At 59.0% G+C, this 24,511-nt stretch carries 25 protein-coding genes; 21 read left to right on the top strand and 4 right to left on the bottom strand.

What is annotated here, in order from left to right; translation table 11 throughout:
* The first annotated feature begins 32 nt into the window (after positions 1-32).
* Positions 33-527 carry a glycosyl-4,4'-diaponeurosporenoate acyltransferase CrtO family protein gene (locus tag HMPREF2888_RS06530; protein WP_061920332.1) on the top strand — a complete coding sequence of 165 codons (495 nt, stop codon included), beginning with the start codon at positions 33-35 and terminating at the stop codon, positions 525-527.
* A 187-nt stretch (positions 528-714) separates the two neighbouring features.
* Here HMPREF2888_RS06530 and HMPREF2888_RS06525 read toward each other — a convergent pair whose 3' ends face one another.
* Complete coding sequence (locus HMPREF2888_RS06525; protein WP_061920333.1) at positions 715-2,433, bottom strand: long-chain-fatty-acid--CoA ligase; 1,719 nt, start codon at positions 2,431-2,433, stop codon at positions 715-717.
* 82 nt (positions 2,434-2,515) lie between these two features.
* On the opposite strand from HMPREF2888_RS06525, the gene mshA reads away from it, so the two are divergent.
* The 5 genes from mshA (at position 2,516) to HMPREF2888_RS06500 (ending at position 7,818) form a co-directional block, all read left to right on the top strand.
* Positions 2,516-3,781 carry a D-inositol-3-phosphate glycosyltransferase gene (gene mshA / locus HMPREF2888_RS06520; RefSeq protein WP_061920335.1) on the top strand — a complete coding sequence of 422 codons (1,266 nt, stop codon included), beginning with the start codon at positions 2,516-2,518 and terminating at the stop codon, positions 3,779-3,781.
* 20 nt (positions 3,782-3,801) lie between these two features.
* Positions 3,802-4,935 (top strand): sensor histidine kinase, encoded by a 1,134-nt coding sequence (locus tag HMPREF2888_RS06515; RefSeq protein ID WP_082778540.1) that lies wholly within the window; start codon positions 3,802-3,804, stop codon positions 4,933-4,935.
* Positions 4,935-5,591 carry a response regulator gene (locus HMPREF2888_RS06510; protein WP_061920336.1) on the top strand — a complete coding sequence of 219 codons (657 nt, stop codon included), beginning with the start codon at positions 4,935-4,937 and terminating at the stop codon, positions 5,589-5,591. Before HMPREF2888_RS06515 ends, HMPREF2888_RS06510 begins: the two co-directional genes overlap by 1 nt.
* 69 nt (positions 5,592-5,660) lie before the next feature.
* The gene (locus HMPREF2888_RS06505) at positions 5,661-6,341 is read left to right on the top strand and encodes an ATP-binding cassette domain-containing protein (protein WP_061920338.1); all 681 of its coding nucleotides are present in this window, start codon (positions 5,661-5,663) and stop codon (positions 6,339-6,341) included.
* Positions 6,342-6,627: 286 nt separating this feature from the next.
* Positions 6,628-7,818: an ABC-2 family transporter permease gene (locus HMPREF2888_RS06500; protein WP_141741015.1), complete on the top strand. Its 1,191-nt coding sequence runs from the start codon at positions 6,628-6,630 to the stop codon at positions 7,816-7,818.
* Here the strand turns inward: HMPREF2888_RS06500 and HMPREF2888_RS06495 are convergent.
* Positions 7,815-8,855 carry a hypothetical protein gene (locus HMPREF2888_RS06495; RefSeq protein WP_061920342.1) on the bottom strand — a complete coding sequence of 347 codons (1,041 nt, stop codon included), beginning with the start codon at positions 8,853-8,855 and terminating at the stop codon, positions 7,815-7,817. The two genes, HMPREF2888_RS06500 and HMPREF2888_RS06495, sit on opposite strands and share 4 nt — an antisense overlap.
* A 146-nt stretch (positions 8,856-9,001) precedes the next feature.
* Here HMPREF2888_RS06495 and HMPREF2888_RS06490 point away from each other — a divergent pair, with 146 nt between their 5' ends.
* The 3 genes from HMPREF2888_RS06490 (at position 9,002) to HMPREF2888_RS06480 (ending at position 11,786) form a co-directional block, all read left to right on the top strand.
* The gene (locus HMPREF2888_RS06490; protein WP_061920385.1) at positions 9,002-9,748 is read left to right on the top strand and encodes a phosphoglyceromutase; all 747 of its coding nucleotides are present in this window, start codon (positions 9,002-9,004) and stop codon (positions 9,746-9,748) included.
* Positions 9,749-9,828: 80 nt separating this feature from the next.
* Positions 9,829-11,091: a sensor histidine kinase gene (locus HMPREF2888_RS06485; protein ID WP_070432520.1), complete on the top strand. Its 1,263-nt coding sequence runs from the start codon at positions 9,829-9,831 to the stop codon at positions 11,089-11,091.
* A complete protein-coding gene (locus tag HMPREF2888_RS06480; RefSeq protein WP_061920346.1) occupies positions 11,088-11,786 on the top strand; it encodes a response regulator transcription factor in 699 nt (232 codons plus the stop codon). The genes HMPREF2888_RS06485 and HMPREF2888_RS06480 overlap by 4 nt, the downstream gene beginning before the upstream one ends.
* An 8-nt stretch (positions 11,787-11,794) precedes the next feature.
* Here HMPREF2888_RS06480 and HMPREF2888_RS06475 read toward each other — a convergent pair whose 3' ends face one another.
* The gene (locus HMPREF2888_RS06475; RefSeq protein ID WP_061920348.1) at positions 11,795-12,718 is read right to left on the bottom strand and encodes a DUF3109 family protein; all 924 of its coding nucleotides are present in this window, start codon (positions 12,716-12,718) and stop codon (positions 11,795-11,797) included.
* 33 nt (positions 12,719-12,751) lie between these two features.
* On the opposite strand from HMPREF2888_RS06475, the gene HMPREF2888_RS06470 reads away from it, so the two are divergent.
* The 5 genes from HMPREF2888_RS06470 (at position 12,752) to HMPREF2888_RS12490 (ending at position 16,198) form a co-directional block, all read left to right on the top strand.
* Positions 12,752-13,681 (top strand): Ppx/GppA family phosphatase, encoded by a 930-nt coding sequence (locus tag HMPREF2888_RS06470; protein ID WP_083296621.1) that lies wholly within the window; start codon positions 12,752-12,754, stop codon positions 13,679-13,681.
* Positions 13,682-13,690: 9 nt separating this feature from the next.
* Positions 13,691-14,482: a Yip1 family protein gene (locus HMPREF2888_RS06465; protein ID WP_061920352.1), complete on the top strand. Its 792-nt coding sequence runs from the start codon at positions 13,691-13,693 to the stop codon at positions 14,480-14,482.
* Between the two features lie 153 nt (positions 14,483-14,635).
* Positions 14,636-15,427, top strand: coding sequence for a pyrroline-5-carboxylate reductase (gene proC, locus HMPREF2888_RS06460; protein ID WP_061920354.1), 792 nt, complete (start codon positions 14,636-14,638; stop codon positions 15,425-15,427).
* A gap of 236 nt (positions 15,428-15,663) precedes the next feature.
* Positions 15,664-15,852 carry a helix-turn-helix domain-containing protein gene (locus HMPREF2888_RS06455; RefSeq protein WP_005527601.1) on the top strand — a complete coding sequence of 63 codons (189 nt, stop codon included), beginning with the start codon at positions 15,664-15,666 and terminating at the stop codon, positions 15,850-15,852.
* A gap of 244 nt (positions 15,853-16,096) precedes the next feature.
* A complete protein-coding gene (locus HMPREF2888_RS12490) occupies positions 16,097-16,198 on the top strand; it encodes a 30S ribosomal protein bS22 (RefSeq protein WP_003855542.1) in 102 nt (33 codons plus the stop codon).
* A 55-nt stretch (positions 16,199-16,253) separates the two neighbouring features.
* Here the strand turns inward: HMPREF2888_RS12490 and HMPREF2888_RS06450 are convergent, their stop codons facing one another.
* Positions 16,254-17,270: an HAD-IB family hydrolase gene (locus HMPREF2888_RS06450; RefSeq protein ID WP_061920387.1), complete on the bottom strand. Its 1,017-nt coding sequence runs from the start codon at positions 17,268-17,270 to the stop codon at positions 16,254-16,256.
* A gap of 138 nt (positions 17,271-17,408) precedes the next feature.
* Here HMPREF2888_RS06450 and HMPREF2888_RS06445 point away from each other — a divergent pair, with 138 nt between their 5' ends.
* The 7 genes from HMPREF2888_RS06445 to HMPREF2888_RS06415 all read left to right on the top strand — a co-directional run bounded on the left by HMPREF2888_RS06445 (position 17,409) and on the right by HMPREF2888_RS06415 (position 24,447).
* Positions 17,409-17,660, top strand: coding sequence for a glutaredoxin family protein (locus HMPREF2888_RS06445; protein WP_061920356.1), 252 nt, complete (start codon positions 17,409-17,411; stop codon positions 17,658-17,660).
* Positions 17,661-17,774: 114 nt separating this feature from the next.
* Complete coding sequence (locus HMPREF2888_RS06440; RefSeq protein WP_061920358.1) at positions 17,775-19,142, top strand: glutamyl-tRNA reductase; 1,368 nt, start codon at positions 17,775-17,777, stop codon at positions 19,140-19,142.
* Between the two features lie 17 nt (positions 19,143-19,159).
* On the top strand, positions 19,160-20,047 hold the full coding sequence (gene hemC / locus HMPREF2888_RS06435) for a hydroxymethylbilane synthase (RefSeq protein ID WP_061920360.1): 888 nt from the start codon (positions 19,160-19,162) through the stop codon (positions 20,045-20,047).
* A 215-nt stretch (positions 20,048-20,262) separates the two neighbouring features.
* Positions 20,263-21,942, top strand: a complete 1,680-nt coding sequence (locus tag HMPREF2888_RS06430) for a bifunctional uroporphyrinogen-III C-methyltransferase/uroporphyrinogen-III synthase (protein WP_061920362.1) — start codon at positions 20,263-20,265, stop codon at positions 21,940-21,942.
* A gap of 99 nt (positions 21,943-22,041) precedes the next feature.
* Positions 22,042-23,019, top strand: a complete 978-nt coding sequence (hemB, locus tag HMPREF2888_RS06425; protein ID WP_061920364.1) for a porphobilinogen synthase — start codon at positions 22,042-22,044, stop codon at positions 23,017-23,019.
* A 64-nt stretch (positions 23,020-23,083) separates the two neighbouring features.
* A complete protein-coding gene (locus tag HMPREF2888_RS06420; protein ID WP_235590992.1) occupies positions 23,084-23,899 on the top strand; it encodes an MFS transporter in 816 nt (271 codons plus the stop codon).
* Entirely contained in the window at positions 23,896-24,447 is a 552-nt protein-coding gene (locus HMPREF2888_RS06415) for a hypothetical protein (protein WP_061920366.1), read from the top strand. The genes HMPREF2888_RS06420 and HMPREF2888_RS06415 overlap by 4 nt, the downstream gene beginning before the upstream one ends.
* Positions 24,448-24,511: the final 64 nt, after the last annotated feature.

The raw sequence follows: 24,511 nt of genomic DNA, 5'->3' as shown, positions 1-24,511 counted from the left end.
AGGAACCGAGACGGGGAAGCGGTGAGTGTTTCGTGGTTGCTTTACTTTTCACGGCTGCGGGAATCTACGGCCTCGTTGTAGTGGCGGGCGCGGTTGGTGCTGATTCCGTGGGGTTTGTTGTCACGGTAACGCTCATGGGGTTTGGCTTTGCGCTGTTCGTCGGTGGCTCACTGGAGCGCTATCTTCCGGCCTCGTTGTGGCGCCGATTCTCTCTTTCACGTGCTGCCAGCCGACGTTGGGGCGTGGATTGCTTCAACGCCTTTCTCTGGCGAATCGGTTGGAACAGGCACATAGTCGCAATGCGAAAGCGCGAATCGGATGGCAATGAGAAAGGTCCGATCCTGCGGCACGTCCGCGCCTCTGCGGTTGGGCATTCGTGGTCGGTGCTGCTTCATGTAGCCAGTGCGATTTGGGCGGTTACCGCCGACGGCTGGCTGGCAGCGGTAGTCCTCCTAATGATCGGGATAATTGGCCATGTTTACCCGGTCCTATTGCAGATCCGCGTTATGACGCGGTTGAGGGATTAGTCGTTTCAGGCTGTTGCTGCTCTTTTTGGTCCCGTGCAAAAGTTCCCTTTCAAAGGGTTGTATGTCGAGTAGAAGCTCGTCAGGAAACGGCCAAAAGCTCTTTTTGCCCGGCGATGGGAGCTGAGCAAAAAGAGCTTTTGAAGGGGAGCTTTTGGAAGGGACCGGGAAGTCGAGCCGGAAGCAGCGGCTACTGCCCAGCCTTCTCTTTTTCCAGGCGCTCGAGCAGATCGGCCTGGACCTCGCGGCGGCGAATCTTGCCCATCTGATCCTTGGCCAGTTCCTCGAAGTGGTAGAAGGTGCGCGGCACCTTGTAGCGGGTGAGCCGCTCGCGGCAGAATTCCTTCAAACCTTCAGGGTCGAGCGCTACGCCGTTGGCCAGGTCGATGCAGGCCACGACGTCCTCAGAGCCGTCGGAGCGCGGGCGGCCGACAACCGCGACGTCGTCAATCGCCGGGTGTGTACGCAGTACCTCTTCGACCTCACCTGGATAGACGTTGAAGCCGCCGGTGATGATGATTTCCTTGATGCGCGAAACCAGGCGGATGAAGCCGTCTTCTTCCATGATGCCCATGTCGCCGGTGCGGAACCAGCCGTCGTGGAAGGCAGCTTCGGTGGCCTCAGGGTTGTTGAGGTAGCCCTTGAATACCTGGTGGCCGCGGGCGAGGACCTCGCCCTCGACGCCGTCGGGCTGGGTTTCGTCGAGGTTGTCCGGGTTTGCGATGCGGATCTCGGTATCCGGGAACGGGATGCCCACGTAACCTGGGCGGCGATCGGTGCTCATCGGGTTGCCCACGATGATGGGGGAGCACTCGGTTAGGCCATAGCCTTCAACCAGCAGGCCGCCGGTATATTCTTCCCACTTTTCCACGGTATCGACAGGCAGGGTGGAGGCGCCGGAGAAAGCCGCGCGCACGCCCTTGATATCAATGTTGTCTTCCTCAGCTGCCTTCACGATGCGCTCGTAGAGGGTCGGCACGCCCGGAATCCACGTCGGGGTGTGCTTCTTCATCAAGTCCATGATGAGGGAGATGTCCGGCTTCGGGATGATGACCAGCTCGCCACCGATGAGCGGCTGCAGGATGACGTTCATGACCAGGCCATAAGCATGGAAGAAAGGCAGCGCACACAGCATGCGCTCTGGCTTATCGCCCAGGCCAGGGACCCAGTGCTTGCCCTGCAGAATCACGGCAAAGAAGTTGCCGTGGGAAAGCTGCGCGCCCTTTGGCTGCCCCGTGGTGCCGGAGGTGTACATGATGACCGCCACGGTGTCCTTGGTGACGTCCTCCGGCGTCGTGACGTCGCGGCCGTCGCCGCCAATCGCGTTGCCGATGAGGCTATCCCAGGTCACGGTGTTCTTTGCGTGGGTAGAAAGCTGCTCGCGCTTGGACTTAAGAAATGGCAGGTACTTCAGCGCCATCTTCTGAGTCGTTGCCATCGCATCGATCATGTTGATGGAGATGACCGTCTCAAGGTTCGTGGTGCCGCGCAGCTTCTCCAGGGTAGATGCCGTCTTGTCCCAGGCAATCGCGATGCGGGCGCCGTGATCTTTGAACAAACCCTCCAGCTCGTGCGCAGTGTAGAGCGGGTTATGCAGCACGGCGATAGCGCCGAGCTTCAGGATGGCGTAGAAGGCCGCAACGTACTGCGGGCAGTTCGGGGCGACGATGGCCACTTTGTCACCTGGGCGCACTCCAAATGCCCGGAGGCCGGCGGCCGCGCGGCGAACTTGGCGGTCGAGCTCAGCAAAAGTCTGGGTCTTGCCAAAGAAGTACGTCGCGGGCTTATCCGGGTTGATTGCCAGATTGTTGTCGTAAATGTCGAGGAGAGTGGTGTCTCCGTAGTCAAGGTGGTGTGGTGTCCACTCTGGGTAGAACTGGAGCCACTCCTTGTTGTCGATTGCCGACATGGGGAATTCAGCACCTTTCGGTTACGTAAGTTTTAGCACGGGCCAGTATAGCCACGAATAGGGAACGCTAGACTGTGTAGCTATGCGCATCGCGATGATTTCTCTGCATACCTCCCCTATCGAGCAGCCCGGTTCCGGCGATGCCGGCGGCATGAATGTCTACGTTCTTAGTATCGCGCGGCAGCTGGCTAAGCAGGGAGTAGAGGTCGATGTCTTTACCCGTGCTACCCGGCCTAGCCAGGGGGAAATCGTCGAGGTTGAAGAGCGCCTCCGGGTTATCAACATCGTGGCCGGCCCGTACGAGGGCCTTGATAAGGAAGACCTTCCCACGCAGATGATCGCCTTTGCCGGTGGCCTGGTGCAGTTCGTGAAATGCTTTGGGCTGGAATATGACCTTATTCATACGCACTACTGGCTCTCCGGCCAGGTGGGCTGGCTGCTGCGTGATCTGTGGGGCGTGCCGCTGGTGCACACGGCGCATACTTTGGCGGCGGTAAAGAATGCCCACCGCACCGCGGACGATGCGCGTGAATCGGAAGCGCGCCGCATCTGCGAGCAGCAGTTGGTCGATAACGCTGACCTGCTCGTTGTGAATACGAAGCAGGAGGCGCAGGATTTGGTCGAGCATTACGACGCCGACCCTTCCCGCATCAAGGTGGTCTCGCCCGGCGCTGACGTTGAGCTGTTTACTCCGGGCACCAACCGCAACACAGAGCGTTCGCGCCGCGAGCTGGGCATTCCGATTCACACCAAGGTCGTGGCCTTCGTGGGCCGTCTGCAGAAGTTCAAGGGCCCGGAGGTTCTCATTCGCGCAACCGCTGAGCTCATTGAGCGCGATCCTTATCGCAATATTCGCGTGCTGTTCTGCGGCGGCCCATCGGGTGCAAACTCGACGCCGGAGTACTACCAGAACCTGGTGCATAAGCTGGGGCTTTCCAAGTACGTGCGCTTTCTAAGCCCGCGTCCGCCGGAGGAGTTGGTCTCCATTTACCGCGCGGCCGATCTGGTGGCGGTGCCCAGCTACAACGAGTCCTTCGGGTTGGTGGCTTTGGAGGCACAGGCCTCCGGTACCCCCGTTATCGCTGCGCGCGTGGGCGGCCTACCCATCGCAGTGGCAGATGGAAAGACCGGCGAGCTCGTCGACGGCCACTCACCCGAGGCTTGGGCGGATGCCTTGGAGCACTTGCTTGACGACGACCCGCTGCGCATCAGCATGGGCGAAGCCGCCGTCAGCCACGCCGCGAAGTTCAGCTGGGCTGAATCCGCCAACGTTCTTGCCCGGATCTACGAGGAAGCCCTGCACATCGAGGTCCCGGATTGCCATGCGCGCCGGGCAATTGGTTACTAAGTAGCGGGAGAAAAGACTTGATGTCTAAAGGCATGACTTTTCTGCGCACTCTCCGCTTAGGCGATGTGCTGCTTGCGGGCTTGGCCGTGTTACTGGCGCTCTTGTACACCCTGGTACCGGGGCCGCTGCCTATGGAGATCCACATCGTGCAAGCTGTGGTTTCGTGGGCCTTTGTCCCGTTCTTTCTCATTTGGCGGTCGCGGCCTGTCATTGCTCCGGTAGGGATGATTTTCTGTCTAGGGGCATGGGCAATTACCTGGATGCTGGCGCTCCCGACGAATTCTGGATTCTCTCCGTGGTTGGTTGCTGCTCCTTTAGCTGTTTATTCTTCTGCGCGTTTATGTGAAGAACGGTGGATTCCAAAGGCTATTCTCGGCGCAACGTTCGCTGGCACTTTCGCTTCGCCGTTCATGTGGAAGCTGCAACCAGACCTGACCGAGCGATACCGAAGCGGAACGGATTTTCTATTTACTTTCCTTTTCCACTGGCTACTTTTGTTACTCGTTTATGTAGTTGCGGTGCGTTTGCGTGACAAGGAGGTGGAACGGCAGGCGCGACAGCGTGAAGCTCAGGAAGAAGAGCGGCTTCTTATCGCGCGTGAACTACATGACGTACTAGCTCATTCGTTGACCCTCATCAAAGTTCAAGCAAATGCTGGTCTTGTTGCTTCGGGGACATCGGAGGAAGCATTGCGAACTATCCGAACTGAAGCGGACGGAGCGCTCGCGGAGGTGCGTTCAATTGTGTCCTCGCTACGGGCGCCGACAACGCGCGAGCCATCTCGCCAACTATCCGATATTCCCAAGGTCGTGGAAGGTTTTCGCGCTGCAGGCCTTGATATCAGCGCAGATTTACCGAATACCCCGGTGACTCTTCCTGCGCTAACCCAATTGGCTTTGGTCCGGATTATCACGGAGGCACTGACTAATGTGCTTCGCCACCAAGGGACAGGGGCGACAGTTCGCCTGAAACTTTCTGATTCTGCTGCGCTGAGTGTTGAGTCATGGGGTAGACCACAAGGAGAGACATCAGGAGCCGGTGTAGGTTTGGTGGGAATCGCCGAAAGGGCTACAGCATTGGGTGGCTGGGTGCGTACCTCCGGAGACGCTCGGCACTTCCTAGTGGAAGCACAATTTCCGCAGAGGACAACATAATGATTCGAGTACTTCTTGCTGATGACCAGCCGCTGCTGCGCAGTGCGTTGGAAACCATTCTTAATGCCGCAGGGGACATTAAGGTCGTTGCCGCGGTCGGTGATGGGCAAGCAGCCGTCGAGGCTGCAGCTGCGCATTCGCTCGATATTGCGATTCTTGATATTCGGATGCCAGGGATGGATGGAATAGCTGCTGCAAGTGCCCTCTTGGCAAGGAACCCGTCACTTAGGGTGATCATGCTAACGACGTTTAATGAAGAGGAGCTGGTTCGTTCTGCGTTGCTCGCGGGAGTCCATGGTTTTCTTCTCAAAGATTCAGACCCGGAGGTGCTTTTAGGCGCTGTTCGTGCGGTTCATGCAGGAGAAGCCGTCCTAGCAAGCGGAGTGACCGGAACGGTTTTGGAGGGCTATCGCGCAGCGATTGCTGGACGAGCCGAACTATCAGCAGCGCAAAGGCAAGGGCTTGCATTGGTGACTCGACGCGAGTTGGAAGTGCTGCGGCTGATCACTAGTGGCGCGACTAACCGGGAAATTGCCCAAGAACTCGTCCTCGCTGAGACCACCGTAAAGACGCACGTTTCCTCGCTCATGTCGAAGCTGCAAGCTAGGGACCGTGTGGCTTTGGTGTTGCTAGGCCAAAAAGTCCTACTGCAGTAGGAGAACTTCCGGCCAAGGTTGGTTCTGCTGGGGGATACAGGAAAGAAGCTACGGCGACATACTTCTTTCATGTCCTCATCACTTAGCTTGTCACGTGTCACCAAGTCGTTCGGGAACCAGCGAGTCCTCAACGACGTCTCGCTTTCAGTAACTCCTGGACGAGTACATGCTTTGCTTGGGCGAAACGGCGCGGGAAAGTCCACCCTGATGTCGATTTTGTTGGGACTTTCATCTGCAGATTCGGGAACAATCGGTAAGCTGCCCACGGTCGGTGCGTCCTTGAATGGGCCAGCTTTCTACGGCCACCTCAGCGCACGGAATAACCTCCTTGTGCACACAAGATTGCTTGGTCTGCCCGCGGAGGAGGCCGATCGGGCTCTTGCTGTGGTTGGGCTGGTGGACGTCGGTGGCAAGAAAGCCAAGAGTTTTTCCACCGGAATGAAAGCTAGGTTGGCCCTAGGACAAGCGATTCTCGGCGACCCCGAAGTGCTCGTACTTGATGAGCCGCAAAATGGCCTTGACCCGCAAGGAATTAGTGAGCTGCGTGAGCTGCTGCGTGACTGGGCTGCGCGAGGCGGCACGGTTCTAGTTAGTTCTCACCAACTTGGGGAAGTACTTCATCTCGCAGATGACATTTCTGTGCTTGCACAAGGTGAAATCGTTTATTCGGGGCCTCTGCGTGATTTGGCTCCGGAAGGAAACTTGGAAGAAGAGTTCTTCCGCCTCACCGCAGGGGGACGCAATGTTTAGGCGTCAGCTTCATACCGAGCTGTTGCGCGCTCGCGGTACTTCGTTGGTGTGGTTGCCTTTGATAGCCGTGCCTTTGGTCCTTCTGACATATAACCTTTCTCGCCTTGCATCTCCTGCCACCGATGCGACGGGCGTACTCATGTGGCAATCAATGTATGTCACCGGGATGGCGGCTCCACTTGTTGCAATGTTTGCTGCAGCTGCGGAGGCACGGGAGAAGCGTGCTCGGTTTGGCGGGACGCATATGCGTTTGGCGGGGCTTCCGAAGGTGCAAAGGACGCGATTCTTGAATGCCGAAAGGTTGGCCCGCCTCCTCGTTGTCCTCCTCAGCATCGCTGTATTTCATGTAATTAATTTCGGCGGAAGTTGGTTGGCCGTCTATTCGCGCGAGAATAGCTCACGCATTCTCGCTGTCGGTGTGCTGTGCTTTGTCGGCTCGATTGGTATTGCTGGATTGGCAGCAGCAGTAGCACGCCTGACCAACTTGGTAGTGACACTCGTAGTGTTTGTTATCTGGCAACTATTCTTTGCTCTAAATCCCGTCGTGGAAGCCGACAATTGGTGGATGTGCCCGCCAGCATGGCCGGTGCGAGCTGTATTGCCGATTATGGGCATTCACCGAAACTCCGTTCCACTTGAGCCGGGTGCGTCTTTGGCAGCTGAGAAACCATGGAACGCATTAGCTTTGTGCGTTCTTCTTGCTCTGGTGGGAATTGCAGCAGCGCTCTGGGCACCAGATAGCTGGCACCCACGGCTAGTCCGACGCTCGAAAGCGACAGCAAACGAACCTGGGGTGGGGTGGAAGCCCGCTGTGGTTACAAGGGATTGTGCACAACGGCCACGGCCATTTTTAGCGCTTTGCTTTGCGGCTACGGCACCAGCGCTAGTGGCCTGCATGGTCCTTAGCGCAACGCTGCTGGTATTTACCGCTTTGCTGTACCCGGCCTCTTATGTCCATGGCCTGTTCGTGTTCGGCATTTTGCCCATCGGATCGGGGCTTGCACCCGTGCTGGGATGGGCTGCACTGCGCGATAGTTGGCCGTTGATGTTGCTCGAATATCGAGGGTGCCGAAGCACCTTGATCTACTGGTTAATCAGCGTGGTCGCTGTAATGTCAGCATGCAGCTTGCTTGCTGGGCTCATTGCTGGCGGTGCGCTTGGCGATGAGCTTCGCCGCCTCGTGCTCAGCATCGCAGTGGGCACCATTATCGCTTTGGCAAGCTTGCTATTAAATGCCCGATTCGGGAGCACGTTCACGCTTGCTCTGAGCATCGTGTTTGCGATCATTTCGCTTACGTTGGGCGGAGATGTCCTAGCGAATACTCCATTGTGGACTGTAGCCTTTAGCGCTTGGCCGGAGACGGTCACGAATATCGGCCGAATGACAGTAGCGATACCCGTGATTGTGGTAGCGCTCGCATCCCTTTGTTTCTGCTGGCAGAAGAAGGCTCCCATGGTCGGGAGCTCGGATTCTTAACTCGCGAGTGACTTCGTCCAGGAAGTCCACCAGAACTTCGGCTCAATGCCCAGCTTCGCGTTGATGGCGAGCATGCGCTCGTTGCTCAGCGCGTTGTAGGTGGTGACACGCTTTAAGCGTGGGTAGCGGGCAGCGGCTTCGCCCCAGAGCGCCTGCTTGACCAGCATGCCCCAGCCACGGCCACGGGCGCGGCGGTGGGTGATGGTCAGCTCTTGCTTGGCTACTTCGGGGTGTGAGGGATCGAGGAGCAGCACGGAGAGGGCGGCGATGCCTTCTTCATCGATGAGAACCGCATTGGCCGTGACCGTCTTGGAGCGAGCATGGTGCTTTGCGGCTTCCTGCAGCATTTCTTCGGTCCACTCGCGCTCGATGGGGCCTTCGGCGGTGGGGACGTCGAGGTCAGCAATTGAGAGGATCTCAAGGAAAGAGTCGGTGTGGTCCGAGAGGTGCTCGGGCAGGAGGTGGCCCTCGAAGTACTCGGCGCGCAGGCCTGCAGGCAGCTGCGCTGGCTCGGCTTTGGCGAGTTCAAGCTGGCAAGCCTGCTCCACGATGCCGAGTACAAAGCCGTGGCCTGTGAAAGCGGCGGCGCGGGGGTCGTCGTCAAGCCCGCCTATAGCAAAGTCAACATCCAATGTAATGGTGGTGCGGCCGTGCTGTGCCATGAGCTCCGCGGCCGCATCCAAGAGCGCATCGAGAACTTCTTCGCTGTAGTCATCGACGAAGATGGGGGCCAAATAGGCCAGCGTGGTCTCACCCGTCAGCGGCATGTTTACTCGCAGGAACCCGCGCGCACCGAGGTCGGTCTCATCCTCCTGGGCGCGCAGCTGGCCTTCCTGCTCGCAGGCGGCGAGCAGGAAGGAAAGGCGCTGGGAACTTGGACGCAAACTATTGAGCAAGCTGTCCATGGACTCGCAGAAATCATCGTTGCCTGCGAGGTATTTAAGCAATGCGCTGTCCGCCTCGTGGCATACGCGCAGCGCTAGGGAAGGGGAATCGTTGGTTTCCAAGTGGGGTGGGGCTATCTGAATGACGTGCATGGCAGCTTCTGCTTTCGGCGAGTGTTTTCCATTTAATTGTGATTTAGATTTCTTGAGCAGTAAAAGCCCATTGTAGGAAATTTTCGGTTACCTCTGAGGGCTAAAAGTTGCAGCGCGGACTATTAAAAACTGGCATGCTTGAAGGCATGACTCAAGGAAAGCTTATTCTTCTTCGACACGGACAATCCCAGTGGAACGAATCCAACCAGTTCACCGGTTGGGTCGACGTGGACCTCACCGCAAAGGGCGAGGCAGAAGCAAAGCGCGGCGGCGAGCTGCTGAAGGAAAAGGGCCTGCTGCCGGAGGTTCTCTACACCTCACTGCTGCGCCGTGCTATCCGCACCGCAAACATTGCGCTTAACGCGGCAGACCGTCACTGGATCCCGGTCGTGCGCGATTGGCGCCTCAACGAGCGCCACTACGGCGCTCTGCAGGGCCTGAACAAGGCAGAGACTAAGGACAAGTACGGCGAAGAGCAGTTCATGGCATGGCGCCGTTCCTACGGCACCCCGCCGCCAGAGCTGGAAGATTCCTCCGAGTACTCCCAGAGCGCCGACCCGCGCTACGGGGACCTGGAGCAGGTCCCGCGCACCGAATGCCTGAAGGACGTCGTCGAGCGCCTCGTTCCGTACTTCGAGGAGGAGATCCTCCCACGCGCCAAGAAGGGCGAGGTCGTTCTCATCGCCGCACACGGCAACTCCCTGCGTGCGCTGGTCAAGCACCTGGACAACATCTCTGACGAAGACATCGCTGGCCTGAATATTCCTACGGGCATTCCGCTGGTCTACGAGATTGCGGAAGACGGCAGCGTCCAGAACCCAGGCGGCACCTACCTGGATCCGGAAGCTGCTGCTGCCGGCGCCGCAGCGGTTGCGGCGCAGGGCGGCAAGTAAGAGCTTTTGAAGTACTGCGTACAATTCCCCGGGGGTCTATACTCCCTGGGGATTGTTTTGTTTTAACTGGTAATAGATACGTGGAATTACTTTTAGCTTTTCTAGCCGGCGTGGTGGTTTGCGCCTTCGCTCTACCGGTGATCTCTTGGGTGCGCGGGCGCATCGAGCGTTTCCGCAAATCTAATGATGCTGATTCCAACAGAGTCACTACCGTGAGCCAGGTTTTGCACTTGGCTATCCAAGGCGCGCCGACAGGCATCACGGTTCTCTCGCGCTCGAAGGAGGTCATCCTTTCTAATCCTTCAGCCCATGAGATGTCTTTGGTCCATGATCGCACTGTTAATCCGGATATCTGGAAGGTCGCGGAGGAGGTCTTCGCGGACAAGGAAACGCGCTCGCTTGACCTTTCCATTCCGAAGCGCCGTACCGGTAACCGAGTGACTCAGGTGCTGGCGGTGGTTAAGCCGCTGACGCTTAACGACGACCGCTTCGTCATCGTCTACGGCACCGACGAATCGGAGTCTGTGCGCATGGAAGCCGCTCGCCGCGACTTTGTGGCGAATGTCTCCCACGAGCTTAAGACCCCTGTCGGCGGCATCGCATTGCTGGCGGAGGCTCTGCTCAATGACCCGGCTGACGTTGAAACCGTGGAATACTTCGGTGGCAAACTACAAAAAGAAGCCAACCGCATGGCGGATATGGTCAACGAGCTGATCGCGCTTTCCAAGCTTCAAGGTGCGGAGGCGCTGCCGGAGATGGAGCCGCTAAATCTTGATGAATTGGTGGATGAAGCAATCTCCCGCAATCAGCTGGCAGCCGATTCACATCAGAATGAACTTACCCGCGGCAAGCCGGTGGGAGTGCAGGTCAAGGGCGATAAGGCGCTGCTTATCACCGCTATTTCCAACCTCATCTCCAATGCAATCCATTACTCGCCGGATGAGATGCCGGTGTCGGTGACCCTCAAGATCGTCGGTACCGATATCGTGCTCGTGCGCGTGACTGACCGCGGAATCGGTATCGCCCCGGAGGACCAAAAGCGAGTCTTCGAGCGCTTCTTCCGCGTGGATAAAGCTCGCTCGCGCCAGACCGGTGGCACGGGTCTGGGACTGGCTATCGTTAAGCACGTTGTGGCCAACCACGGTGGCAACATCAAGCTGTGGTCGCGGCCGGGCACGGGCTCGACCTTCACGATCGAGCTACCTATTTACAAAGACGAAACTGCAGCGGATAACGTAGAGAATCAGGATAATGAAGTAGATGGTGCCGTCAGCTCAGCTGCGCCTGGGCTTCCTCGTGCCGTCGCTCGCGTAGCCGCACGTCGAAAGGACAAAGCACAATGACCAACATCCTCATCGTTGAAGATGAAGAGTCGCTGGCCGATCCACTAGCGTTCCTTCTGCGCAAGGAGGGCTTTGACGTCATCCTCGCACCGGATGGTCCGACCGCCCTCGAGGAGTTTGCGAAGAACTCCGTCGACATCGTTCTTCTGGATCTCATGCTGCCGGGAATGTCCGGCACCGATGTGTGCAAGCAGCTGCGTTCGACGTCCTCGGTTCCAGTCATCATGGTCACGGCGCGTGACTCGGAGATTGATAAGGTCGTCGGCCTCGAGCTGGGTGCGGACGATTATGTGACCAAGCCTTATTCTTCCCGTGAGCTGATTGCGCGTATTCGCGCGGTTCTGCGCCGCGGCCAAGACTCTGCTTCTGAGGCTCCGCAGGAGGAGTTCGACGAGCAGATTCTTGAGGGCGGTCGCGTACGCATGGACGTTGAGCGTCACACCGTCACTGTCGACGGCGAGGCAGTCTCGATGCCGCTGAAGGAATTCGACCTGCTGGAGTACCTGCTGCGTAATGCAGGACGCGTTCTTACCCGCGGCCAGCTGATTGATCGTATTTGGGGCGCTGACTATGTGGGCGATACCAAGACCCTAGACGTGCACGTCAAGCGCCTGCGCTCGAAGATCGAGGCGGAGCCTTCCCGCCCGCAGCACCTGGTGACGGTGCGCGGTCTGGGCTACAAGTTCGATCTTTAATAGGCGCCTTAGTAAGCGTTGGCCTTCACGCTGGCCGGGTGCCGCGTGAGGTTAACGCCAGCCTTGGCTGCTTCGGCTCGTGCGGAGCAGTGAGCAGCCAGGATTTCGTAGCATTCCTCGCCCATAAGGGCAATGAGCTCGGTTTTCTGAGAGAGCCACATGGGGTCCGGCGAGGTATGGCAGGCCGCATCAGCGGAGCAATACCAATCGAAGTCTTCTCCGCCGTCGCCCCAACCGCGGCGATCGTATTCGCCGATGGTGGTGCGCAGAATTTCCTGGCCGTCTGGGCGCTCTTCATATTCCTCATGGCGGCGCAGCGGCAGCTGCCAGCACACTTCCGGCTTGACCACGGTCAGCTCTTCGCCTTCTGCCATTGCCCACTGATGCAGTGCGCAGCCCGCGCCGGTGGCCCAACCCGCGCGGTTGGCAAAGATGCAGGCGCCATCGACGATAGGCGTTTTAAGTGCTGGCTCTGGTTCCCCGTCGTCCCCGTCGAGCTCGTCCCATACGAGCCAGGGTTCTAGCTCGGTGGGGTCTTCGGCGGAAAGGTATTTATCTACCCCAGCTGGGCGTAGCTGCCAGTACTTGTCTGGCATGCGCTCGACGGCGTCGTAAAGCTGCTCCCGATCCGTTTCATCAGCCATGTACGCGCCATGGACGCAACATCCGACGTCGGGTTGGCTGGCATCGATGCCGTGGCAAGCCGCGGTGCCGAACTGACACGTGTAGTGCGATTCGACCCACGTGAGATCGATTGAAAAGACATGGTGGGGGTCCGCCGGATTGGTGAATTCGAACCATTCCCGTGGGAAATCGGGTGCCTCCTCGCGGCCTGCAAGGATCGAGGAGGCAGCGGGGGAAGAGCTGGGAAAACCGAGATAAACCGTGTGAGAATCTGGGTTATTTTTTGAGCTAGATTTCGGGCGATTCACACCTAACCACGGTAGACCTACTACTCTAGGAGTGTGCGATTAGGTGTATTAGACGTCGGAAGCAACACTGTTCACCTCGTTGCGGTTGACGCCGCTACGGGTGGACGCCCGACTCCGATGAGCGATTGGAAGACTCCGCTGCGTCTTGTGGAGCAGTTGGATAAGGACGGCAACATCCACGAAAAAGGCTTGAAGAAGCTGATTTCGGCGGTTGCTGAAGCAAACGAGCTGGGGCAAAAGTTGGGCTGTCATGAGTTCATTGCTTTTGCTACCTCGGCAGTGCGTTCTGCCCCGAACTCTGAGTACGTGCTTGATCAGGTGGAAAAGCAGACGGGTGTACGTCTGGAGATCCTCTCTGGCGAGGAAGAAGCACGTCTGACGTTCCTGGCCGTGCGCCGCTGGTACGGCTGGTCTGCAGGTCGCATCACCAACTTGGACATCGGCGGTGGCTCGTTGGAGCTTTCCACCGGTACTGATGAGCATCCCGACTTGGCATTTTCTCTGGACCTGGGCGCGGGCCGCTTGACCCACAATTGGTTCGACACCGATCCGCCTGAGAAGGCCAAGGTCAATATGCTCCGCGACTACATTGATGCGGAATTGGTACCAGTGACCGATCAGATGCGTGCAATGGGTACCGCGGGGCTTGCTGTGGGTACCTCAAAAACCTTCCGTACGCTGGCGCGACTTACCGGTGCCGCACCGTCTTCTGCGGGCCCTTATGTAAAGCGTATGCTGACCGCACCGGGCCTTCGTCAGCTCATCTCATTCATCTCCCGCATGACCGCAGCAGACAGAGCAGACCTCGAAGGGGTAAGTTCTAACCGATCGCATCAAATCGTCGCTGGCGCATTGGTGGCTGAGGCAAGCATGCGTGCCTTGGGTATCGAGAAGCTGGAGATCTGCCCTTGGGCACTCCGCGAAGGCGTAATTCTGCGACGAACCGATAAGGGACTGGAATAGGAAATAAACGTGGCTGACGAAAAACAGTTGACAGTAGCGGAGCTCCTCGCCCGTAACTCGAAGGAGCGCGCTGGTGCTGATTCTGAGGGCGGTTCACGCCGTCGCCGCCGCCGTAGTTTGGAAGACGGTGGCGTCTCGGTTGCCGAGCTCACCGGCAACCTGGAAAAAGTAAAGGCAACTCCGGCCGAGTCGAAGCACTCGAATGTCTCCATCGACGAAACCGCTCCAGTCATCCCTGCCCCAAAGCAGGAGCAGGATGAAAAGCAGGCCGCGGACAAGGCTTCCCAGCCTTCTACCGATGACACCCGCGTTATCAAGCGCGTAACGGACAAGCCTGAGGCAAAGCAGGACGCTGAAGATGCTAAGCCTGCGCAGGCTGATTCCAAGGACGACAGCAAGGCTCCTAAGGCTGCTGCGGCAACCACTGCGGCTGCTGGTACCACTGCGGCGGGCGCTGGCGCGGAAATGGGCAACAGCGTTCCGGTAAAGGCGCAGGAGAAGGACTTGCTTGAGACTGAGTCTGATGCGGATTACGAGGAAGATGATGAGAAGCTCAATCCGTTCTCTGTTTTGCTGCTTGCTCTCGTAGGAATCGTGCTCGGCGCAATCGTCTTCAAGGGCTTCGAGATTCTCTGGGATAGCTTCTCCCGCTCCATCGTTGCCATCTTGGCCGTTGCTGTAACCGCTCTCATGGTTGCTCTGGTGCACGTGCTGCGTACCAATCGTGATGGCGCCTCGATGGCGCTGGCTGCCTTCGTTGGTCTCGTACTGACCTTCGGCCCGCTGCTCATCGTTATGTAGGCGAAAATTCATCGCACCTTATAAAGCGCACCGCTTAGCTCTTAAAGCAGGCGGTGCGCTTTTGTATATCGACAGCGAGGAGACTAAGCCCAAGGTGTAAAGGAGCGGGTAACAAGGTGGCCTGGCCGCAGGCTTTCTGGCACTGTGGTTGGCATGGCAAAAATTGCAGTACTTGGTGGAGGACAAATCGGTGAGGCCCTCGTTTCGGGCCTCGTGAACGCTGGCTATGACGGTGCGGACATCGTCGTGACTAACCGCAGCGAGGATCGTCGCGCGCATATGGAAAAGACCTACGGCGTTAAGACCTTGAGCGATAACAGGGCGGCTGTGAAGGATGCAGACTTCGTCTTTGGCTGCGTGAAGCCTTATGCCATTGAAGAGGTCTTCGCAGAAGCAGAGATTCCTACAAGCGCTGTCGCAGTGTCCCTGGCTGCTGGCATCCAGTTAGAAAAGCTGGAGGCCGCTGCCGGTGACGGAGTGCCGGTTGTGCGCGTTATGCCGAATACGCCGATGTTGGTGGGCAAGGGCATGAGCACGGCTACCGCGGGCACCCACGTCAGTGAGGAGCAATTCGACGGCGTTGTGGAGCTTCTGGGTGCCGTCGGTGAAGTAGCAGTCGTTGCTGAAAAGGACATCGATGCAGCCGCAGCGTTGGCGGGTTCCGCGCCGGCTTATTTCTTCCTTGTTGTTGAGGCGCTTGTCGACGCCGGCGTGCAGCTGGGTCTTACCCGTGACGTTGCGACGAAGCTGGCCACCCAGACGGCTTCTGGTGCCGGTGCCATGCTCGTCGAGTCCGGCCGTGAGCCGCTCGCGTTGCGTGCTGGCGTTACCTCCCCAGGCGGCACGACTGCGGCAGCAGTGCGCGAGTTGGAGGAGTCCGGCTTGCGTGGCGCGTTCTACCGCGCGGCAGAAGCATGCGCACAGCGTGCCAAGGAGCTTGGCTAAAGGCTTCCTAGCAGCACGGGTGTCCCCAATGTGGACCAAAAATCAGAGCGGCCGATCCTCGTGTGACACCAGTTGCGCGGGGAGTTTGGCGAGAGCTGGGGGACACCTGGGAAAAAATTTGGCTCTTGGGTCGCATTAGTCACAGGTTTCACGATAGGCTGGTACGAGCACGTGCGTGAATGTCCTGTGGGAGGGGAAGCCTACAGCGCGTCACGGGCTGAAGGGTTAGATAAACTATGGCTAATGAAGATAAGGGAACCTTTTTGACCATCGCCGAGGTCGCAGAAATCATGCGAGTCTCCAAGATGACTGTCTACCGTTTGGTTCACGCAGGCGAAATGCCGGCAGTTCGCGTTGGACGCTCTTTCCGCGTTCACGAGTCTGCGGTTAACGAGTACCTCGAGGCTTCCGTTTACGGAGCTTAAAATACTCGCGCCTTCGACAGTGTCCACCTCTGCTGACCAGCTTGGTCTGCGGTGGTGGGCACTGTCTTTTTTGGTACGTAGGCCCCGACTGGGTAAGATAGTCACCATTCGTGCCAGCGGTCCTGCGTCTTCCACGCCTTGTTCGCAAAGCGTGGGGTTGCTGAGAAGTGCACCTTAGCGGCCATTTCCAGGCTGTGGCTGGCAGGTTTAGTACGTACTGATCTCGAAAGTGAGGAAACCTACTATGGGTTCTGTCATCAAGAAGCGCCGTAAGCGCATGTCCAAGAAGAAGCACCGCAAGATGCTGCGCCGCACCCGCGTTCAGCGTCGTAAGCTTGGCAAGTAAACATTTAGGCCTCGGTTTCCCGAAAGGGAGCCGGGGCCTTTTTGTCGCAAAGGCGCTACTTTCTTATCCAGCGCCAGCCGCCATAAGAGAAGGCTGCGGTGGCCAGGGCAGGAAGGCCGTAGGCGCGCACGGCTTTGCGCACAGACCGGTAGTCGCGGATGAGCCAGCCGTTGTCTTCGGCGACGTCGCGTAGCTTGGAGTCGGGGTTAATCGCTACGGCGGTGCCAACCATCGACAACATTGGTACGTCGTTGACGGAGTCCGAGTAGGCGGTGCAGCGCTCTAGGTCGAGGCCTTCAATGGTGGCCAGTGCCGCGACGGCATGGGTCTTGCCAGGGCCGTGCAGGATATCACCCAGCAGGCGGCCGGTGAACTTGCCGTCTTTTACCTCAGGCACGGTGCCGAGCGCACCAGTGAAGCCAAAACGCTTTGCCAGCACCTGGGCCAGCTGTACCGGGGTCGCGGTTACTAGCCAGACCTGCTGGCCCGCGGCCACGTGCAGCTGCGCCAGCTGATTGGTTCCCGGATATGCACGGCGGGCCAGGGAAGCATCGACGATTTCCTCGCACAGTGCCACCATGTCTTCTACCGAGCGGCCTTTGACAAAGTCCAAGGCCTGCACGCGGCCAGCGGCGACATCGTCGGCATTTTCACTGCCCGAGACGCGGTACTTCAACTGCTTCCACGCAATGGGCAGGATTTCCCGGAGCTTGAAGTAGCGCTTGCGGTAGAGCCCAAAGGCGAAAGCAACCAGGGAAGAGCCCTGAATCAGCGTGTTGTCCACGTCGAAGAAGGCCGCGGCCCCGGCGTCTTGTGGGACATCCGGATCCGGCTGGGTGATCTTCTTCGCGCCGGCGGACTCAAAAGAACCCTGCACGGAATCCACGCCCGAGTGATAGGACTCTAGGTCGAGGCCGAAAATGCTATCCACCGCAGCGCGTGCAGCAGCCTCACCAGCGGTCTTTTGTGCGTCGTCGTCAAGCGGCGCTAATGCTTGGTTCTCAAGAAAATTGCGTAGATTTCCCCGGCTGGCGGTCCAATTCGCGAGGAAGTCGCGGGGAGAATCGGGCATTCCGGGTGGGGTGGGGGACGCAGAGGACACGGGTACGCATGCAGCTTTCGACGGGGAGGCGGACTATCGTGTCCATAGTAAACCTTTCGACCAATGGCGTCTTTTTATAAAGCGCCAAAGTCAGGAGCAAATAGGGATATGTCGCGCCGTGTCGTAGAGTTGATGGTTCGTACTACCTGCGGTTCTTGCGCTAGGGTACGGGAGCAAATTGCCCCAGTAGTAGAAGCCGCCGGAGCGGATTTTTATATCCGCAACGTTGATGAAGACCAAGAATTGGCAATGGAATACGGCGACCGTGTGCCCGTTGTAGTCATTGACGGAGAAGAGTTCTCCTGCTGGGAAGTAGACAACGAAGAGCTCGCAGCCGAGCTTGCGGCTAGCCCTAATTAGTCCTAATTAGCCCCTAATTAGCACAGCCTTAGTTCGGCAAAAGCCGGATAAACTATTAGGCTTTTGGTTGATTTATGTCAATCAAAGGGTTGATCTGAAAGTGGAGGATTGTGCATGAGTGTGCTCGTCGTGGGCATGTCCCACCAGTCGGCACCAGTAGCGCTGCTGGAGAAACTAAGCATGGATGACGCGGTGCAAAACACCGCTTGCGGGGAGCTGGTTTCTGCACAATCTCTTTCCGAGGCCATGATCATCTCCACGTGTAACCGAATGGAGGTCTACACGGTCACCAATTCCTTCCACACCGGTGTCCAGGACGTGGTGCACGTGCTGGCTGAGGTTTCCGGGGTTCCGGAGGAGGACCTGCGCCGCTACCTGTACGTGCGCTACGCCGATGCCGCGGCCGAGCACCTGATGACGGTGACCTCCGGTCTTGATTCCATGGTCATGGGCGAGCAACAAATCATCGGCCAGGTGCGTGCGGCTTATCAATCGGCCTCGGACCAGGGCACGGTCGGCGCACGACTGCACGCTTTGGCGCAGTCCGCACTGCACACCGGTAAGCGCGTGCACACTGAGACCAACATCGACGAGGCCGGTTCCTCGATGGTTTCCTTTGCCTTTGACCAGGCGCTACAGCGCATGGGGCAGGAGAACCTGCAGGGCCAGCGCGTGCTTATCCTGGGCGCGGGCGCCATGGCTTCTTTGGCCGCCACCCACGCGGGACGATTAGGCGCCCAGCTGGTCATCGCTAACCGCACCCGCGAGCGCGCCGAGCGCCTTGCCTCCCATGCGCATGAGGCGGGCGTGCGCGCTGAGGTCATTGACTTTGGCGAGCGTGCCCAGGCTTTAGGACAGGTAGACATGGCGATTTCTGCCACCGGCGCGCAGAACTTCACCATTACTGAAAGCGACGTCGCCAAGCACGGCGCACAAGGCAAGGCCCTGATGCTCGTCGACCTTTCCCTGCCGCGTGACATCGATGATGCCGCGGCGGACATCGATAACGTTGATCTGGTTAACATCGAGCGCCTGAGCCGCTCGCTCAACGCCGCTGACACCGACATCGCTGCAGGAACGAGCCCGCACGCGCAGGCTCGCCGCATCGTCAACGAGGAGCTTGAATCCTATGCTTCCGCACAGCGCGTGCGCGACGTCGTTCCCGCAGTATCCGCTTTGCGACGCCGCGCTGCCGACCTCGTCGAATGCGAAGTCGCCCGCCTGAACCAAAAGCACCCGGAACTGGATGAAAAGCAGATGGATGATGTCTCCCGTGCCCTCAAACGCGTGGTGGACAAGCTACTGCACGAGCCGACGGTGCGAGCTAAGCAGTTGGCTGCTAACTCCGGATCGGTCAGCCATGAAAGGGCGCTGCAGGAGCTGTTCGGTCTGCAGTTAGAAGGCAGCGGCGTCTCCGTAGACGTCGAGGATCTGCCAGCCTTGAGCGAAGTCAAAAAGAGCCAAGAACAAAGCACTAATTAGAGGAAACTTTTAAAAATATGTTCAAGATCGGTACCCGCGGTTCCAAGCTCGCTACGACGCAGTCCGGCCACGTGCGCGATTGGCTGGCGGCCAAGGGCTTTGCGTCTGAGCTCCACATCGTCACCACTCACGGTGACGTCAACATGGCGCCGGTCGAGCGCATCGGTGTGGGCGTATTTACCCAGGCGCTGCGCGAGGCGCTGTATGCCGGCGAATGCGATATCGCGGTGCACTCCTTCAAGGATCTGCCCACGGCAGCGGACGAACGCTTCCTCCTCGTCGTCCCGGAACGGCAAGACGTGCGCGAGGCGCTCGTGGCGCGCGATGGACTTACCTTGGCGCAGCTGCCGGAGGGCGCGCGCGTGGGTACCTCGGCGCCGCGGCGCATCAGCCAGCTCAAGGCGGTGCGCCCGGACCTGGACATCCAGCCGTTGCGCGGCAACATCGATACCCGCATGGGCAAGGTAACCTCCGGCGAGCTTGATGCCGTGGTGCTGGCCTATGCCGGGTTGGTGCGCGCCGATTATCAGGACCGTGCCACCGAGGTTTTCTCGCCTGCAGACTTCATGCCGGCCCCGGCGCAGGGCGCGCTGGCCATCGAGGCTGTCAAGGATTCTGCGGCTGCCTGTGCCATCGAAACCCTCATTGATGAGGAAGCAACTGCGGCCGCACTGGGCGAGCGCACCGTGCTCTCCCGCTTAGAGGCCGGCTGCACCGCTCCGGTAGCAGCTACCTCCGAGGTGGACGGCGATAAGCTCACCGTTCGTGGCGGCGTATTCGCGCTTGACGGCTCTCGCCAACTTCTGGCCACCGCTTCCGGTTCCCTGAACGATGCTGCGGCACTGGGCAGCGCTGTATCTGAGGAGCTTTTCTCCCGTGGCGCAGCCGAGCTGCTGGGTAACTAATTTTTTGTTTAGGCCTTGATAATTTAAGGTGTATCTAGCACACAATCATTGGCCTCCAATGATTCGGCCCCCCTTAATTTGATCCCAGGACTTCTGGCCTGGGATTTTGGCCGTTAATACGCTGTGAAGAACACCGCCCGCTGGTCGCAGGGTTTTCGCCGCGCACGATCATGTCCGTGCGTGGTGCCTGAGGCCCAAACGTAGAAAAGAACCTTATGAGCAACGCTGTGCCGGACACTCAGTCTGAACTGGGAAAAGTCGTTTTTGTAGGCGCCGGCCCAGGCAATCCTGACCTGTTGACCGTCCGCGCCCGCGAGGTTCTCGAGGCGAACGCAATCGCAATCGTCGATGAAGAGGTTTCCTCCGGAATCCGCGACGTCGTCGCGCGCGCAGTTCCCGTACCGCAGGAGCTTCTCGACGCCGCGGAAGAAGAGTACGCGCGCATCTGTGCGGAGGCCAAGGAGGCTGGCGCGCGCCGCAAGCCGCCGCGTCCTGCTCCGCCAACGGCAGCGGTATTTTATGCGCCGCAATCTGAAGACATCGTGGCGCAACTGCGCGAAGGCTTGGTAGAAGCCGATGGACTTGACGTCATCCGCCTAGTCAGCGGTAATCCGCTCAATCGCGAGTCCATCAAGGAAGAAATCTCGGCCGTGGCCGCCGAAGGCCTGGAGTTCCAGGTAGTACCCGGCATGTCCCTGCCTTCTACCGTTCCTTCCTTCGCTGGTCTGGCTTTGGGCGCTACTTATACCGAGGCGGATATTACTGAAGGCGCTGATTGGGATGCGCTGGCAAGCGCTACCCAGCCGCTGGTACTGCAGGCAACCGCCGCCGACCTTTCGGTGATCTCCCGGGAGCTCATCGAGCGCGGCATGTCTGCGGACATTGAGGCTTACGTGACTGTTCACGGCACCACCCGTCTGCAGCGCACGCATGAGACCACCTTGGGAACTTTGGGCAAGCTCGACGCCGAGTTGCCCGGCGACCTCGTGGTGACCTTGGGGCGCAGCTTTGACGATCGTTCCAAGTACTCCTGGTGGGAGAATCGTCCGCTCTATGGCTGGCGGGTGCTGGTGCCACGCACCAAGGAGCAGGCAGCTGCCATGTCCGCGCGCTTGGCCGGCTATGGCGCCATCCCGCAGTCTGTGCCGACTATCTCGGTGGAGCCGCCTCGCAACCCGGCGCAGATGGATCGCGCTATCAAGGGCATCGTGGAAGGCCGCTACAAATGGATCGTGTTTACCTCCGTGAATGCGGTTTCTGCAGTGTGGAACAAGATTGCGGAGCTGGGCCTGGATGCCCGCGACTTCGCCGGCGTTCACTTGGCCGCCGTTGGCACCAAGACCGCCGATGCCATCCGCGCCAAGGGCATGGTCCCGGAGCTGCTGCCGAATAAGCGCAAGCAAAACGCTGAGGGCTTGGTCGAGGTCTTCCCGAACTATGTCGAAGACATCGACGCTGTGGGCCGTGTGCTTTTGCCGCGGGCGGACATTGCGGGCGATGCCCTGGTTACCGGCCTGGAGGAGCTGGGCTGGGACGTTGATGACGTCGTGGCTTATCGCACCGTGCGCGCCGCCCCTCCTTCGGCGGAGATCCGCGACATGATCAAGTCCGGCGGCTTCGACGCCGTGGCCTTTACCTCGGGCTCTACCGTGCGCAACCTAGTCGGCATCGCCGGCAAGCCGCACGCGCGCACCATCATCGCCTGCATCGGCCCTTCCACGAAGGCCGCCGCCGAAGAGCTGGGCCTGCGCGTCGACGTGGTCCCGGAGGTTGCTGAGGTGCCAGCGCTTATCGACGCCCTGGCTGAACACGTTGCCGCCCTGCGCGCTGCGGGCAACCTGCCGGCACCGCGGAAGAAGCGCCGCTCGCGTAAGAAGGCGACCAAGTCTGCTTAAGTCTGCCGCATCCGTCTGGCAGCGGGGCAAGGTTAGTCTGCAACTAAAGTATGAGTAGACTGGCGAGGCAAAGAAAAAGACCTCTAGGGAGAAATATTCATGAGCCTTGTTCGCCGTCCCCGCCGCCTGCGCCAGTCTGCTGCTTTCCGCGAATTGGTCGCGGAGACTTCCGTGCAACCTGCGGATCTGATCCTGCCGATGTTCATCATGGACGGCATCGATAAGCCGCAGGAAATTACTTCCATGCCGGGCGTCTATCAGCACACGCTCGATTCCCTCAAGCGCGCTGCCCATGAAGCACTCGATGCGGGCGTTAAGTGCGTTGACCTCTTTGGCGTTCCGCGGGAGGAAGACAAGGATGCCACCGGCTCCGTTGCCTGGGATCCGGAGGGCATCTTGAACCGCGGTATTGCGGAGCTGCGCCAGGAGTTCGGCGATGACCTTATCGTTATGGCAGATACTTGCCTGGATGAGTTCACTTCGCACGGCCACTGCGGCATGCTCGATGAATCCGGACGCGTACTTAACGATAAGACCGTCAGCCTGTACCAAGACATGGCTCGCTCGCAGGCTCGCGCGGGTGTTCACATGGTTAGCCCTTCCGGCATGATGGATGGCCAGATTGCCGCCATCCGTGAGGCGCTTGACGAAGCCGGCCATGAAGACGTCGCCATCATGGCTTATTCCGCAAAATACGCGTCTGCCTTCTTTGGCCCGTTCCGCGATGCCGTGGGCTCCTCCCTAGAAGGAGATCGCCGCACCTACCAGCAGGATCCGCGCAACTTCCGCGAGTCCCTTTTGGAGATCGACTTGGACATTGAGGAAGGTGCTGACTTCGTCATGGTCAAGCCGGGCCTGCCATACCTCGATGTGCTGGCCGCTGCGGCTGAGCGCTCTAGCGTGCCGGTTGCGGTTTACCAGGTTTCTGGTGAGTACGCGATGATTAAGGCCGCTGCGCAAAATGGCTGGATTGATGGAGAGGCCGTTATGCTGGAGTCCTTGACCGCATTCAAGCGCGCCGGTGCGGATCAGATCCTTACTTACTTCGCCACCGACGCCGCTCGTTTGCTGAAGTAGCCGCTTCTTTCTTTCCGCGGCCACTGGCCAATTTTTCGCGAATATACAGTACATAAGGAATTTTGTGACACTTCCGGCTTCCCCTCAGCCCCCTCAGAATCAGCAGCCTCCACAGCCGCAGCAGGCTCCGAAGGAGCGAACGGAGACTCAAAACCCGCAGCATGCGCCGCAGCACCGTGGGGCGCCGCAGACAGGTAATGCCAAGCCGCCGCAGGCTCCGAAGGAGCGCACGGAGGCCGTAAACCTCATGCTGAAGCTGTGGGCGGGCACGCTGGCTTTGGAGGTCATTCACCAGATTTTGAACCTGGTGATGACGTTGCTGAATCGCTCGGTGCTTTTTGCCCAGGCACGCCAGACGGCGGAGGAAGCCGCGCAGGACTCTGGTCAGAAGGTCTCTGATTCCTTGATTGAGGTAATCGGCTATGGCTCGGTGGCATTTTCCTCCGTGCTCTCGCTGGTTATCATCGTCGTTCTCGCAGTGATGCTGCACTTACTCAATAAGGGCGGCAAAGCCGCGGCAACCGGACGCCGCCTGTGGTTCGCGTTCTCCCTCTTCTTTGCCTTCCGCACGCTCCTCGTCTTCCTCGCCACGCCCGCGGGCAATGAGGCGCCGGACTGGCTGATTGCCGGCGATGGCATCAACCAAATCCTGGTTGGTGTCGGAGCAGTAATGGGCCTTATCTTCTCGCTTAAGGAAGAGACGCTGGATTACACCGGCGAGCTGGAGCAGATGCGCAAGCTGGAGCAAGAGCTGGCGCAGGAACGCCGCGAGAAGGAACGCGAGCGCCGCGAACAGGAGCGCAAAGAGCTGATGGAAAAGCAGCAACAGCAAAAGCAGGATGCGAAGGCTGGCAAGGATGAGCAGGAGCCGCGCCGATGACAAGCATGTTCCCTGGCCAGGGAAGTGGCCAGCCTAAGGGCGACCCATCGCGCCCAGGTCCGGTGGACTACAACCGCGCTGGCCGCAAGCAGGCTGGAAGCAAGCAGTCCGAAGTAGACACCGCGGGTGCCGGCGGCGCGCCGAAGTCGCTGCGCTTTGCCTACTGGGTGCTCGTGATTGCGGCGATCATCATGCTGGTTTCCGGCATGATTGGCATGTTCGGTGACTCTGGCGCGGAAGAAGTCGCTGCCTCAAAGCAGGTTGCTGATTATTTGTCCCGCAACCGCAACTTCGTGGCTATTTCTAACATCGTGTGTGCGCTCGTGATGGCGCTGTGCGCGCCGCAACTGCCGCATGGCTCCAAGTGGTCGCGTCGGATCATCACCATCGCGATTGCCTTTAGCTTGTTTGTCAACATTGCCGCCATGGCCTTGGGCGTGGGCGGGCTCGGCCTAGTGGCCATCCCGGTTGTGCTGGCCGTGGCGTTGTTGTTGCTCTATCGCCCGGATTCGAACCAGTTTATGCGCGAGCGTAATCCGCGCTTCTAGCTCGCGGGCCTGTCCAAGGCAGAGCTAACTAGATTTAAATCCAACTTTTGATTCATAATGAAGA

Source organism: Corynebacterium sp. HMSC077D03 (assembly GCF_001808545.1).
In the GTDB taxonomy this organism is placed as follows: Bacteria; Actinomycetota; Actinomycetes; order Mycobacteriales; family Mycobacteriaceae; genus Corynebacterium; species Corynebacterium simulans.
Note: the sequence above shows the minus strand (reverse complement) of the source record. Positions and strands in the feature narration are given on the sequence as shown.

What these genes read in the sequence shown, in the direction of transcription:
- HMPREF2888_RS06525 (WP_061920333.1), bottom strand. Translation starts at nt 2,433, where the DNA reads ATGTCGGCAATCGACAACAAGGAGTGGCTCCAGTTCTACCCAGAGTGG.
- HMPREF2888_RS06455 (WP_005527601.1), top strand. Translation starts at nt 15,664, where the DNA reads ATGGCTAATGAAGATAAGGGAACCTTTTTGACCATCGCCGAGGTCGCA.
- HMPREF2888_RS06430 (WP_061920362.1), top strand. Translation starts at nt 20,263, where the DNA reads ATGAGCAACGCTGTGCCGGACACTCAGTCTGAACTGGGAAAAGTCGTT.
- HMPREF2888_RS06490 (WP_061920385.1), top strand. Translation starts at nt 9,002, where the DNA reads ATGACTCAAGGAAAGCTTATTCTTCTTCGACACGGACAATCCCAGTGG.
- HMPREF2888_RS06450 (WP_061920387.1), bottom strand. Translation starts at nt 17,270, where the DNA reads ATGCCCGATTCTCCCCGCGACTTCCTCGCGAATTGGACCGCCAGCCGG.
- mshA (WP_061920335.1), top strand. Translation starts at nt 2,516, where the DNA reads ATGCGCATCGCGATGATTTCTCTGCATACCTCCCCTATCGAGCAGCCC.
- HMPREF2888_RS06440 (WP_061920358.1), top strand. Translation starts at nt 17,775, where the DNA reads ATGAGTGTGCTCGTCGTGGGCATGTCCCACCAGTCGGCACCAGTAGCG.
- HMPREF2888_RS06510 (WP_061920336.1), top strand. Translation starts at nt 4,935, where the DNA reads ATGATTCGAGTACTTCTTGCTGATGACCAGCCGCTGCTGCGCAGTGCG.
- HMPREF2888_RS06415 (WP_061920366.1), top strand. Translation starts at nt 23,896, where the DNA reads ATGACAAGCATGTTCCCTGGCCAGGGAAGTGGCCAGCCTAAGGGCGAC.
- proC (WP_061920354.1), top strand. Translation starts at nt 14,636, where the DNA reads ATGGCAAAAATTGCAGTACTTGGTGGAGGACAAATCGGTGAGGCCCTC.
- HMPREF2888_RS06505 (WP_061920338.1), top strand. Translation starts at nt 5,661, where the DNA reads ATGTCCTCATCACTTAGCTTGTCACGTGTCACCAAGTCGTTCGGGAAC.
- HMPREF2888_RS06480 (WP_061920346.1), top strand. Translation starts at nt 11,088, where the DNA reads ATGACCAACATCCTCATCGTTGAAGATGAAGAGTCGCTGGCCGATCCA.
- HMPREF2888_RS06495 (WP_061920342.1), bottom strand. Translation starts at nt 8,855, where the DNA reads ATGCACGTCATTCAGATAGCCCCACCCCACTTGGAAACCAACGATTCC.
- HMPREF2888_RS06515 (WP_082778540.1), top strand. Translation starts at nt 3,802, where the DNA reads ATGTCTAAAGGCATGACTTTTCTGCGCACTCTCCGCTTAGGCGATGTG.
- HMPREF2888_RS12490 (WP_003855542.1), top strand. Translation starts at nt 16,097, where the DNA reads ATGGGTTCTGTCATCAAGAAGCGCCGTAAGCGCATGTCCAAGAAGAAG.
- HMPREF2888_RS06445 (WP_061920356.1), top strand. Translation starts at nt 17,409, where the DNA reads ATGTCGCGCCGTGTCGTAGAGTTGATGGTTCGTACTACCTGCGGTTCT.
- hemC (WP_061920360.1), top strand. Translation starts at nt 19,160, where the DNA reads ATGTTCAAGATCGGTACCCGCGGTTCCAAGCTCGCTACGACGCAGTCC.
- hemB (WP_061920364.1), top strand. Translation starts at nt 22,042, where the DNA reads ATGAGCCTTGTTCGCCGTCCCCGCCGCCTGCGCCAGTCTGCTGCTTTC.